Raw genomic sequence first — 11,718 nt, 5'->3', positions numbered from 1 at the left:
ATTGGGCGCGAAGATAGTGATTTAATAACAATTCGACTATATTTGCAGCTGTAAATGTAGCTTCATTGAATATGAATTCATTAAAAACGAAAAGAGTACGTATGATAGTTGGCATTATAGTGGGTATTGTGGCTGTTGCGGTCATAGCGGGATTCGTTTTTGTCAATCAGCCGAGTTTCGGGAGGGCTCCTCAAGGAGAACGGTTGGAGAGGATAAAGAAGTCGCCTCATTACAAAGACGGAGAATTCCGGAATCTGCACAGTACGGTGATGATGACTTCCCAAAAGGGACGTTTGGGAGCTTTCTGGGGATTCTTATTTAAGAAAGAAACCGATTTGCGTCCTGAAACGGAGATTCCGGTTATAAAGACGGACCTCAGCAAGATAAGCAAGGACGAGAATGTATTGGTATGGTTCGGACATTCATCCTATTTTATCCAGGTAGACGGAAAGCGTATACTGGTAGACCCCGTATTTTGTGTGGCTTCTCCGGTTTCGTTTGTAAACAAGCCGTTCAAAGGGGCGGATGCCTACAAGCCTGCCGATATGCCGGAGATTGACTATCTGGTGATATCACATGACCATTGGGACCATCTGGATTATGAGACGGTGATGCAGCTGAAAAACCGGGTAGGCAAGGTGGTCTGTCCTTTGGGGGTAGGCGAACATTTCGAGTATTGGGGATTTGACAAATCATCCCTGGTTGAGCTGGATTGGTTTGAAGATACTGTACTGGATAAGGGATTTCTGCTTCATTGCTTGCCCGCCCGGCATTTTTCGGGCCGCTCGTTGAAAGCGAATCAGGCACTATGGGCCTCTTTCCTTATCGAAACCCCTTCGCAGAAGATTTATATGGGCGGTGATAGTGGATATGATACGCATTTTGCCGAAATAGGCAAGCAATATCCTGGCATTGACCTTGCCATATTGGAGAATGGGCAGTATAACGAAGATTGGAAATATATCCATACCATGCCCCAATATTTGGGACAAGTGGCCAGGGACTTGAATGCGGAAAAGATTCTGACTGTCCATCATTCCAAATATGCTTTGGCTAGACACCGCTGGGACGAACCGTTGAAGAATGCCATGAATCTGAAAGAGAAAGACTCTTTGAACGTGTTGATGCCTATTATAGGGGAAGTGGTCCGGTTAAAATAATGAACGATATTGATTAGCTATTGACGAGTTATTAACGGAAATATATATCCCTATCGAAAATAAAAGTAAGATAATATGTTGGAATTACCCGAAGTTATCACCCTGAGCAAACAAGTGAACAACGCCTTGAGCGGTAAAACAATCACGCAGGTATTCAATGCCACCAAACCGCATAAGTTTACGTTCTATAACGGCAATCCGTCGGAGTATGGTAAACTGCTCGTAGGCAAAACCATCCTTTCATCCGAAGGATATGGCATGTTTGTCAATTTCAATCTTTCGGATAATGTGATCATGAATATAGGCGACGGAGTCAGTGTCCGTTATTACAATGCGGGAGATAAGATTCCTGCCAATTACCAGTTGTTGCTGACGTTTAATGATGATTCATTCCTTGTCTTCACGGTTGTAATGTATGGTTTTATCAATGTTTATCCTGATAGCTATATCGACAATAAGTACTATAAATTGAGTCGGGAAAGCATTTCGCCGTTGAGCGATAAATACACCGAAGCGGAATTTGAGAAACTCGTTGCCGAAGCAAAGAAGACCCTCTCTGCTAAAGCTCTATTAGCAACCAATCAGCGTATTCCCGGTGTAGGTAACGGCGTAACGCAGGATATTCTGTTCAATGCACGGATAAATCCCAAACAGAAAGTGCTACTTCTGTCGGATAATCAGAAAGACGTTCTTTTTAATGCTCTAAAAGAAACATTGGTGGATATGACGTTCGAGGGCGGACGCGATACGCAAACAGATCTTTATGGCAACGCCGGAGGTTACAAAACCATTCTTTCTGCCAAAACATGGAAGAATCCTTGTCTCCGTTGTGGCAGTACCATCATAAAAGAGGCTTATATGGGTGGTTCGGTATATTATTGCCCAACGTGTCAACAGATAAAAGAATAAATGTCCACATTCTGTTAGCTCCCTTTATGTACGATGCAAGGAATTAATATTCTGTATAACAGTTTATTAATTCCTTGTATCGCATTCTGTTAATATCGTGTCTACACGATATTCGTATCCTGCGAACACGATATGAATATCTTCTTTTCTTTATACTTTGTACGGACAAAAGGGGTGTTTTATAAAGCCCGCCCTTTGTAAACGTTTGACTGGGACAATGGAACCAGGACTCCGTTCAGCGTCAGGGTATTCGAATTGAAGTTCGGGCTGATTCTTGCCGATGCATTATTGCCGCCGTTGGTCAGTGTGATATACACTTGTGCGGATATTCCGATGCCTTGTACGCTGAAGCTGCAATTCACGTTTCCCTTTTTGTCGGTCGTGATTTTCATTTCCTTTCTGCTGCCGTCCACTGTGATGCCGCCTATTCCGTTGGGGCCTGCAAGGGCATTGTTGGCAGCTATTTGTACGGATGCGTGTTCACCGTCCATCAGAACGAAGTTTGTTGTCGATGAAACAAATGCGCTCCGTCCTCTCTTGAACACCAGCTGGTCTGCTTCCAATACAAACTTGCCCTCTTTCAATGCCTGGACGGCAATGGCATAGTTCCTTTCATTTTCTGCTTTTTCGCGTGCTTTCTGGGCTTCGCGTTGGGCTTTACGCTCTGCTTGGCGTGTTTCGCTGCTACTCTGTGCATACATCAGGGTCGATGCACTTACCAACACCAGTGTGATTAATGTAATGATTCGTTTCATAATTGTTCTTTGTTATTTAGTTAAGACCTTCTGGTTGATTAACAAATGAAAAGCCAAAAAGATGCAGCTTGAATCTTAAATAAGCGTAAGACTTAACACTTCTTTGGTTTTGTTGGAAGTTCGTATTAAATTTCTTCCAAGGCATAATACTGGTAATCCCGGAGAATGGTCTGAAGAAAGTTTTCCGGGTTACTGTCATGAGGAGTGATGGAGAGAAGTTCCTGCACTTTTTTCGCAAGGGAGGCAATGCGGCGTGTACGGTCTTTTTTACCCGATTGCAGGGTCCGGGTAATGACGTTGATTTGCTCCAATGACAAGTCGGAAGCTTGTGGATAGGTAGGTCGGTAGTCTTTGGTCAGGTAGTCGAACTCATCGAGGCTGACGTGTATCTTGCGGTAATTCTTTTCCTTGATTACCATGGTGCCGGCGGCAAGGTCTCCCATTCGCTGGCTGTTTTTGGTCAAAAGGACGACCAGAAGTCCCAGACCACCGGTCACCGGTCCGTCGATAGGGAAGAGAAGCCATCGGAGCAGGTACGAGCCTATGCCGGGCGTGGAGCCGTCTGCCTTTACGACACGAATGTTCATCAGCCGCTTGCCGAAACTTTGTCCCTGGTTGAACATTTCGCAGAGAAATGCATAAAGCAAGACTGGCAGGTAGACAATGGTAAAAAAGAAAAGCATCGTGAAATCAGAGGGTAGATGAATCCGTGAAAACAAGGCCAAAGTAGAAAATACATAGAATCCGAGCAGAATATAATCTATGGCCAGTGCAATGAGCCGCTCACCGATACTGGCAGGCGTTTGACTGATGCGGACAAATTGTCCGGTGATAATTGTAGATTCTGCCATTCCTGATAAAACATTTTTAGTATTTCATTGCAAATATATCATTATTCTCTTATTTTTGTTACCTATTTCAGACAAAACTTCTCTGAAATAGTCATGGGGTATGAAAGAAGTGACGTTTATCCGGCAGAACATCGAAAAATGGAAACGAGCAGAAACAATGGTGGAGCAGGCGGAAAGTCTGTCTCCCGATGAACTTGCCGACGCATATACGGAGCTTACGGCAGATCTGGCTTTTGCCCAAACGCATTTCCCCGCTTCCCGCATCACTATCTATCTGAACAATCTTGCCTCGGCATTGCACAACCGCATTTATAGAAACAAGCGCGAGAAATGGTCAAGAATTATCACCTACTGGACCCGTGAAGTGCCTTCGGCCATGCACGATGCACGCCGTGAGCTGGTGGCTTCCTTCATTATATTTGTGGTCAGCGCATTGATAGGAGTGGTATCCGCTGCCGGAGACCCCGATTTTGTGCGTTTGATTTTAGGAAACTCCTATGTGGATATGACTTTGAACAATATCGCTAATGGTGAACCTATGGCTGTATATAACGGTTCCTCCGAGTTCCCCATGTTTCTGAGTATCACGCTGAACAATATCATGGTCTCCTTCAACTGCTTTGCCATGGGGTTGCTGACCAGTTTTGGCACCGGATACATGCTCCTTAACAATGGTATCATGATAGGGGCTTTCCAAACCTTCTTTTATCAGCACGACTTGCTTTGGGAGTCCTTCCTTGCCATTTGGCTGCACGGGACACTCGAAATCTGGGCGATTATTGTAGCCGGTGCCGCCGGTCTTGCCCTGGGCAACGGATGGCTCTTTCCCGGAACCTATTCAAGGCTGGAATCTTTCAAACGGGGAGCCAAAAAAGGACTGAAAATAGTGGTGGGTACGGTACCCGTATTCATCATGGCAGGATTTATAGAAGGATTCGTTACCCGCCATACCGAACTTCCGGATGCTTTGAGGTTCGGCTTTATTCTACTCTCTTTGTCGTTTATCTTTTTTTATTATATTTATTTACCTAACAGAAAAAAGCATGGAAGCACAGAAACCTAAAATCGCACTGTATGTACAACGTTCTTTTGGAGAGAAACTAACTGCTACCTTTGATTTTATCAAAGAGAATTGGAAGCCGTTGATGAAATTCACCACATATCTGATGTTGCCGCTTTGTCTGCTTCAGGGACTGAGCTTGAACGGGCTGATGAGCGGTACAATGGCTCTGGGTGATATGACCGGAGGCTCGTTCGACTCTTCTGTTGTCGGAGCGTCCATCATGGCACTGGTGACTTATTACAGTCTGTATGCCGTTCTCTATCTGCTAGGAACTGTCATGCTGACCTCTTTGGTCTACGCATTGGTCCGTACTTACAATGAACGGGAAAAACGCTTGGAGGGAGTGACGTTAGGGATGCTGAAGCCCTTGTTGTTCCGTAATGTCAGAAGGGTATTTCTGATAATGATTGTCGGTGTGCTTTTGGTGCTGTTTGTAGGGCTTATTGTTGGTTTTATAGCCACCGTCATTCCGTTCATGGCGATTGCGTTCTTGTTCGTTCTGCTCGTTGTGGTGGTGTCTGTGCCACTTGCTATTTGGGCTCCAGTCTATCTGTTCGAAGATATCTATATCATAGATGCCTTGAAGAAGGCCTACCGACTGGGTTTCGCTACCTGGGGAGGTATCGTACTGATTTCCATTGTTATGGGATTCATCGCCGCCATCTTGCAGGGAGTGACGATGATTCCATGGTATATCGGGACTATTGTGAAATATATCTTTGCAATGACTGATGCAGGTGGCGGTGCCACTGTATCGGCAGCCTATAGCTTTGTGCTTTATCTGCTGGCGGTGGTCCAGGCATTCGGCGTTTATATGTCCATGATTTTCTCATTGCTGGGACTGGCTTATCAATACGGTCATGCTTCGGAAAAGATAGATTATGTGATGGTGGAGAGTGATATTGACAATTTTGATAAACTCTGATAACGGACTATGAATATGGCTCCGGCTGATACACTGGTTTGTGATACTGCACAGGTTGCCGCTTGGCAGTCTGACCCGGCGTTTGCTTACAGTCGTGAGTTGATAGCTCCCGAAATTAATGTACTTGAGTGGTTCAGCAGATGGTTCGGCAAGCTGCTGGACAAGATATTCGGGAATACGTTGGTGGCAGAATATTCGGAAGTCGTATTGATATGCATTGCCGTTCTTATCCTGGTATTGGTCATTTGGTTTGTGTACAAGAAGCGTCCGGAACTGTTCATGCGTTCGCGCAAGAGTACCCTGCCCTATACAGTGGGGGAGGATACCATCTATGGAGTGGATTTTGCGGAAAGAATTGCCGATGCGCTTGCCCGGACGGATTATCGGGAGGCGGTGCGTTTGCTCTATCTGCAGACGCTGAAACAGCTCAGCGATGGAAAACGTATAGACTGGCAGTTATATAAAACGCCTACACAATATATCTATGAAGTCCGTCTGCCAGCTTTCCGCCAAATGACCAACCATTTTCTACGAGTACGTTACGGAAATTTTGAAGCGACCGAAACTTTGTTCCATGCGATGCGGGATTTGCAGAAAGAAGTGGAGAAAGGAGGGGCGGCATGAAGGGGAACCATTGGTTTATAGCCGGTATCATTGTTTTTCTGGTGTTGATGTTTGCGATAGAGTGCCGTCTGCCAAAGAAGTTTGTCTGGAACCCTACGTTCAGCCATTATGACAAGCAACCGTTCGGCTGTGCCGTGTTCGATAGCCTGCTGTCTTCATCGTTGCCGAAGGGATATTCGTTGTCGAGAAAGACTTTTTATGAACTGGAGCAGGAAGATACGACGCTCCGCCGCGGAATACTGGTTGTTACCGATAACCTGCATTTGACGGATGTAGATGTGGAGGCGATGTTGAAGATGGCGGGACGGGGAGACCGGATTATGCTGGCGGGGAGCTCTTTCAGCCGTATTTTGAAAGATACGCTGGGATTTGAGTGCAGCTATTCCTATTTCAGTCCGTCGGCTTTGAAAAAATATGCCACTGCATTGCTTTCGAAAGACAGTTTGTGCTGGGTGGGGGATTCGGCGGTTTATCCGCAGCAGACTTTCTGTTTCTATCCCCAACTTTGTCAGTCTTATTTCTTTGCAGATTCCATTTCTAGTAAAGTGTTGGCGGAAAAAACTGTTACCGGAGAAGCTGCTCATCCGGTTGCCATGTCGGTTTCTTGGGGAAAAGGGGAAGTTATACTGGCTTCCACTCCCCTGCTTTTTACGAACTATGGTGTGCTGGATGGGAAGAATGCGGCTTATCTTTTTCGTATATTGTCCCAGATGGGTGGATTTCCCATTGTCCGTACCGAAGGCTATATGAAAGAAACAGCCCAGGTACAGATGTCTTCTTTTCGCTATTTCCTTTCGCAGCCGCCGCTTCGCTGGGCATTGTACTTGAGTATGGTTTCCATCCTGCTCTTTATGATATTTACAGCCCGCAGGAAGCAGCGCGCCATTCCGGTTATCCGCGAACCGGAAAATAAGTCTTTGGAGTTTGCAGAGTTGATAGGTACTCTTTATTATCAGAAGAAGGACCATGCTGACTTAGTCCGCAAGAAATATCTCTATTTTGCGGAGGAACTGAGGAGGGAAATACAAGTGGATGTGGAGGAAGTGGCAGAGGATGAGCGCTCTTTCGGCAGGATTGCCCGGAAGACGGGTATGGAAGCGGGGGAAATAGCCGTGTTCATCCGCGAGGTGAGGCCGGTGGTGTACGGAGGGCGCAGCATCTCTGAGAAGGAGATGAAACGGCTTGTCGATAAAATGAATGAAATAATCAATCATATATAAAGAAGATATTTATGGAAGAGAACACAGAAAAACGGGTGGACTTGACTCTCTTTTCCGAGAAGATACAAGCGTTGAAGGACCGGATTGCTACGGTCATAGTGGGGCAGGAGCAGATAGTGGACCTGGTACTGACGGCTGTCCTGGCAAACGGCCATGTGTTGCTGGAGGGAGTGCCGGGGGTGGCAAAGACACTGCTTGCCCGTCTAGTGGCACGCTTGATTAAGGCGGACTTCAGCCGCATTCAGTTTACTCCGGACTTGATGCCGAGTGATGTGTTGGGTACTACGGTCTTCAACATGAAAACCAATGACTTTGGCTTTCATCAAGGACCGGTGTTTGCCGACCTCGTGCTGGTGGACGAGATAAACCGCGCTCCCGCCAAGACGCAGGCAGCCTTGTTCGAGGTTATGGAAGAACGGCAGGTCAGCATTGACGGTACCACGCATCAGATGGGAGAACTCTATACGATTCTGGCAACCCAGAATCCGGTGGAGCAGGAGGGGACTTATAAGTTGCCTGAAGCGCAACTGGACCGCTTCCTGATGAAAATAACCATGGGATATCCCTCATTGGAGGAGGAGGTGGACATCCTGGAGCGCCACCACGCCAATGCTTCGTTGGTGAAGTTGGAGAGCCTGACGCCCGTGCTCACAAAAGAAGAACTGCTTTCGTTGCGCAGGCTGATGGAACACGTGTTTGTAGACCGCACGCTGCTTCAGTACATCGCGTTGATTGTACAGCAGACGCGTACCAGCAAGGCTGTATATTTAGGAGCTTCTCCGCGTGCGTCCGTGGCAATGATGCAGGCCTCCAAGGCATATGCACTGTTGCAGGGACGTGACTTTGTGACACCGGAGGATATTAAGTTCGTTGCTCCGTATGTGCTTCAGCATCGCTTGATATTGACAGCGGAAGCCGAGATGGAAGGCTATTCGCCGGTAAAGGTGACGCAACGTCTGATTGATAAGGTGGAAGTGCCGAAGTGAGACTGGGCCGCCGATTCTATATTGCTCTTGTTCTGATAGTCCTGCTGACGGGTATCGGGTACGTCTTTGCTCCATTCTTTGCAATCGGGCAGTGGGCGCTTTTTGTTTTGGCGGTGTCGGCGTTGGTGGATGGGGTGATGCTCTATCGTATTCGCGGCATCCGGGCATTCCGCCAGTGTGCTACCCGCTTCTCCAACGGAGATGAAAACACCGTGAACATACGTGTGGAGAGCAGTTATCCGCATCCGGTGGCTGTGGAAGTGGTGGATGAGATTCCTTTTGCATTCCAGTTGCGGAATATTGATTTCCGGATGAGGCTTCAGGCGAATGAGGGCAGGACGATTACGTATCATCTGCGTCCTACGCGGCGGGGGATTTACTCTTTCGGACGGATTCGGGTGTTTGTGGCAGGCAGAATGGGATTGCTTTTCCGCAGATATACTTGCGATGCTCCGCTGGATGTCAAGGTATATCCGTCCTATCTGATGCTCCATCGGTATGAGTTGCTTGCTATCAGCGACAACTTGACGGAATTGGGCATCAAACGTATCCGCAGGGTGGGGCATCATACGGAGTTCGAACAGATAAAGGAGTATGTGAAAGGCGACGATTACCGCACGATAAACTGGAAAGCAAGCGCCCGGAGGCACGAACTTATGGTAAATGTCTATCAAGACGAGCGTTCCCAGCAAATCTATAACGTGATAGACAAGGGGCGGATTATGCAGCAGGCATTTCGCGGGATGACCTTGCTGGACTATGCTATTAATGCCTCCCTGGTTCTTTCGTACGTTGTCATGCGGAAGGAGGATAAAGCCGGACTGGTAACGTTTAATGAGCACTTTGATACATTTATCCCCGCCTCCCGACAGCCCGGACAAATGCAGGCGTTATTGGAGAACCTTTACAGCCAGCAGACTACTTTTGGGGAGACCGACTTTTCCTCATTGTGCGTACATTTGAACAAGCGCGTCAACAAACGCAGTCTTTTGGTGCTGTATACCAATTTTTCCGGCATCGGCAGCTTGAATCGCCAGTTGGCTTATTTGCAGCAGTTGAACCGCCAGCACCGGTTGCTGGTCATCTTCTTCGAAGATGCCGCTCTGAAAGAGTACGTCGCCACTCCTGCGAGGGATACGGAAGGGTATTACCGCCATGTCATTGCCGAGAAATTTGTATTCGAGAAACGGCTGATAGTCTCCACCTTGAAGCAGCACGGCATCAGTTCTGTACTGACTACACCGGAAAATCTTTCTGTGGACGTGATAAACAAGTATCTGGAGATGAAGTCACGTAGCCAGATATAAAAACAGTAACTAAGGTTATATAATCCGTAATAAGGGTAGTGAAGATGTCTGGATTTTCCTCTAATTTTGTAATTGGTATATTGTGAAGGTGTGGAAAACATATCCTTAAGATTTTATATATCTGAAGTTACAATAATGAGAATGACTTTATAGGTGATGAAAGACAATACATTGGACATAAAGACCGTATGTGAATGTAACCGGTGCCTGGGATGTAAAACGTTGCATCCTCAGGTAAGCATTATTAATCTGGAAAATCCTAGTGTGTATCAGGATGCTGTGAAGTTTGAATTCTATGCCATCCTACTGATTGAGGACTGTGAAGGGGATTGTGACTGCTGCGGACGGAAATATTATGATTATTCCAATGCTACGATGGTATTTCTTACTCCCGGCGAGATATTCCGGATGAACAAGAACAATACGCTTCCGGACAAAGGTTGGCTGCTGGCATTTCATCCCGATTTATTGCTTTGTACTACGTTAAAGAATCATATCGACAACTATACTTTCTTTTTCTACCGCAAGGAGGAGGCGTTGCATCTGTCACAGCGCGAAACGGCCAAAGTGACGTGTTGCCTTGAGAATATTGATGATGAACTTCATCATTCCATTGATATGCATAGCAATACCATCTTGTCCCGTCACATCGAATTGCTGCTGGATTATTGCTCACGTTACTATGAGCGGCAATTCATCACCCGTGAGAATAAGAACAAGATGATTCTGGGGAAAATGGAAGGGATATTGGACGAGTATATCACTTCCGGAAAGTTGCAGGAGGGGAAGCTGCCCACTTCCGGATGCTGTGCCGAAAAACTGAATCTTTCGACGGCTTACTTTGATGATTTGCTGAGGTTTGAGACGGGTAAGACATTGGCTGAATACTTCCAGTTCAAATGCTTGTACACGGCCAAGAAAATGTTATCGGAAGGTGGTAATACACCTGCTGCCGTAGCGCGTCGGCTGGGCTATCCGAGTGTGCAATATTTCAGTCTGGTGTTTAAGAAAGCAACGGGAGTTGCACCGAATGAATATAGATATTCACAAAATTGAGATGATGCAGATAGAATGAATTTATTAGACCAAAATATTTTATAATGGAGACCAAAGCTATATTTTTAGATGTAGACGGAACATTGGTGAGTTTCGACACTCACCGCGTTCCGCAGTCGGCTATCGAAGCGTTGCAGCAAGTTCATGAATCCGGTATAAAAATCATAATAGCAACTGGGAGGGCGTTTACCGATCTTCACGAACTTGAAGAGATTCCATACGATGCAGTGATAGCTTTGAATGGGGCCGATTGTGTACTGAGAGATGGCACTCCTATATCTCGTAAACAGATTCCCGAAAAGGATTTTCAGAGGGTACTAGTATTGGCTCAACATTATGGGTTTGCTCTGGCTATCGAAACGAATAAAGGTATTTTTGTCAACGAACTCAATCCGACCGTCATCGAATTGGCTAGGCTGGTCAATCACCCTACACCGCCGGTGGCAGACATTGAAAAGGAATTTATGGGAGGCGAATGTTGTCAGTTATGCATATATTGTGATGAAGAAATGGAAAAAGAAGTTATGGCACAACTTCCCGGACTTTCTGTTTCCAGATGGAACCCTTTCTTTGCGGATGTCAATGTGACGGGAGTAAACAAGGCTATGGGTATCAATGAGTTTGCTTCCTATTATGGATTTGATGTTTCAGGAACCATCGCTTTTGGTGATGGCGGGAATGATATTTCCATGATTCGTGCAGCCGGGATGGGAATAGCTATGGGAGGAGCTTCCGAGGCTGTGAAAAGCGTTGCCGATTATATAACGGAGACGGTGGATGAGCATGGTATCCGGAACGCTCTGGTTCATTTTGGTATTGTGGAATAAAAATCGGCTGTCAAAACTTATGAAAACTATAGTCA

Annotated in this window: 12 protein-coding genes; 10 read left to right on the top strand and 2 right to left on the bottom strand. The window is 46.3% G+C overall.

What is annotated here, in order from left to right; all coding sequences use genetic code 11:
* Positions 1-71: 71 nt before the first annotated feature.
* Positions 72-1,160 carry an MBL fold metallo-hydrolase gene (locus DWY55_RS17145; protein WP_310591225.1) on the top strand — a complete coding sequence of 363 codons (1,089 nt, stop codon included), beginning with the start codon at positions 72-74 and terminating at the stop codon, positions 1,158-1,160.
* Positions 1,161-1,235: 75 nt separating this feature from the next.
* On the top strand, positions 1,236-2,069 hold the full coding sequence (locus tag DWY55_RS17140) for a DNA-formamidopyrimidine glycosylase family protein (protein ID WP_005832407.1): 834 nt from the start codon (positions 1,236-1,238) through the stop codon (positions 2,067-2,069).
* Between the two features lie 179 nt (positions 2,070-2,248).
* Here the strand turns inward: DWY55_RS17140 and DWY55_RS17135 are convergent, their stop codons facing one another.
* Together DWY55_RS17135 and DWY55_RS17130 are read right to left on the bottom strand one after the other, a co-directional pair.
* Complete coding sequence (locus DWY55_RS17135; protein WP_008664890.1) at positions 2,249-2,824, bottom strand: DUF4251 domain-containing protein; 576 nt, start codon at positions 2,822-2,824, stop codon at positions 2,249-2,251.
* A 125-nt stretch (positions 2,825-2,949) separates the two neighbouring features.
* Positions 2,950-3,675: an RDD family protein gene (locus DWY55_RS17130; RefSeq protein ID WP_005832400.1), complete on the bottom strand. Its 726-nt coding sequence runs from the start codon at positions 3,673-3,675 to the stop codon at positions 2,950-2,952.
* Between the two features lie 100 nt (positions 3,676-3,775).
* On the opposite strand from DWY55_RS17130, the gene DWY55_RS17125 reads away from it, so the two are divergent.
* The 8 genes from DWY55_RS17125 to DWY55_RS17090 all read left to right on the top strand — a co-directional run bounded on the left by DWY55_RS17125 (position 3,776) and on the right by DWY55_RS17090 (position 11,683).
* Entirely contained in the window at positions 3,776-4,738 is a 963-nt protein-coding gene (locus DWY55_RS17125; protein ID WP_005832397.1) for a stage II sporulation protein M, read from the top strand.
* Positions 4,719-5,663, top strand: a complete 945-nt coding sequence (locus tag DWY55_RS17120; protein WP_022402021.1) for a hypothetical protein — start codon at positions 4,719-4,721, stop codon at positions 5,661-5,663. The genes DWY55_RS17125 and DWY55_RS17120 overlap by 20 nt, the downstream gene beginning before the upstream one ends.
* A 9-nt stretch (positions 5,664-5,672) precedes the next feature.
* A complete protein-coding gene (locus tag DWY55_RS17115; protein WP_009038199.1) occupies positions 5,673-6,287 on the top strand; it encodes a DUF4129 domain-containing protein in 615 nt (204 codons plus the stop codon).
* Entirely contained in the window at positions 6,284-7,507 is a 1,224-nt protein-coding gene (locus tag DWY55_RS17110) for a DUF4350 domain-containing protein (RefSeq protein WP_022402022.1), read from the top strand. The genes DWY55_RS17115 and DWY55_RS17110 overlap by 4 nt, the downstream gene beginning before the upstream one ends.
* 11 nt (positions 7,508-7,518) lie before the next feature.
* Positions 7,519-8,493, top strand: a complete 975-nt coding sequence (locus tag DWY55_RS17105) for an AAA family ATPase (RefSeq protein WP_022402023.1) — start codon at positions 7,519-7,521, stop codon at positions 8,491-8,493.
* Positions 8,490-9,800 carry a DUF58 domain-containing protein gene (locus DWY55_RS17100; RefSeq protein WP_022402024.1) on the top strand — a complete coding sequence of 437 codons (1,311 nt, stop codon included), beginning with the start codon at positions 8,490-8,492 and terminating at the stop codon, positions 9,798-9,800. Before DWY55_RS17105 ends, DWY55_RS17100 begins: the two co-directional genes overlap by 4 nt.
* A gap of 156 nt (positions 9,801-9,956) precedes the next feature.
* Entirely contained in the window at positions 9,957-10,856 is a 900-nt protein-coding gene (locus DWY55_RS17095) for a helix-turn-helix domain-containing protein (protein WP_016274303.1), read from the top strand.
* A 44-nt stretch (positions 10,857-10,900) separates the two neighbouring features.
* Entirely contained in the window at positions 10,901-11,683 is a 783-nt protein-coding gene (locus DWY55_RS17090) for a Cof-type HAD-IIB family hydrolase (protein WP_022402025.1), read from the top strand.
* Positions 11,684-11,718 lie beyond the last annotated feature (35 nt).

It is taken from the genome of Bacteroides sp. AF25-38AC (assembly GCF_003602995.1).
Classification (GTDB): domain Bacteria; phylum Bacteroidota; class Bacteroidia; order Bacteroidales; family Bacteroidaceae; genus Bacteroides; species Bacteroides uniformis.
The sequence above is the reverse complement of the archived record's forward strand: the minus strand, read 5'-3'. Positions and strand labels throughout refer to the sequence as shown.

What these genes read in the sequence shown, in the direction of transcription:
- DWY55_RS17095 (WP_016274303.1), top strand. Translation starts at nt 9,957, where the DNA reads ATGAAAGACAATACATTGGACATAAAGACCGTATGTGAATGTAACCGG.
- DWY55_RS17115 (WP_009038199.1), top strand. Translation starts at nt 5,673, where the DNA reads ATGAATATGGCTCCGGCTGATACACTGGTTTGTGATACTGCACAGGTT.
- DWY55_RS17125 (WP_005832397.1), top strand. Translation starts at nt 3,776, where the DNA reads ATGAAAGAAGTGACGTTTATCCGGCAGAACATCGAAAAATGGAAACGA.
- DWY55_RS17110 (WP_022402022.1), top strand. Translation starts at nt 6,284, where the DNA reads ATGAAGGGGAACCATTGGTTTATAGCCGGTATCATTGTTTTTCTGGTG.
- DWY55_RS17105 (WP_022402023.1), top strand. Translation starts at nt 7,519, where the DNA reads ATGGAAGAGAACACAGAAAAACGGGTGGACTTGACTCTCTTTTCCGAG.
- DWY55_RS17120 (WP_022402021.1), top strand. Translation starts at nt 4,719, where the DNA reads ATGGAAGCACAGAAACCTAAAATCGCACTGTATGTACAACGTTCTTTT.
- DWY55_RS17135 (WP_008664890.1), bottom strand. Translation starts at nt 2,824, where the DNA reads ATGAAACGAATCATTACATTAATCACACTGGTGTTGGTAAGTGCATCG.
- DWY55_RS17145 (WP_310591225.1), top strand. Translation starts at nt 72, where the DNA reads ATGAATTCATTAAAAACGAAAAGAGTACGTATGATAGTTGGCATTATA.
- DWY55_RS17090 (WP_022402025.1), top strand. Translation starts at nt 10,901, where the DNA reads ATGGAGACCAAAGCTATATTTTTAGATGTAGACGGAACATTGGTGAGT.
- DWY55_RS17140 (WP_005832407.1), top strand. Translation starts at nt 1,236, where the DNA reads ATGTTGGAATTACCCGAAGTTATCACCCTGAGCAAACAAGTGAACAAC.
- DWY55_RS17130 (WP_005832400.1), bottom strand. Translation starts at nt 3,675, where the DNA reads ATGGCAGAATCTACAATTATCACCGGACAATTTGTCCGCATCAGTCAA.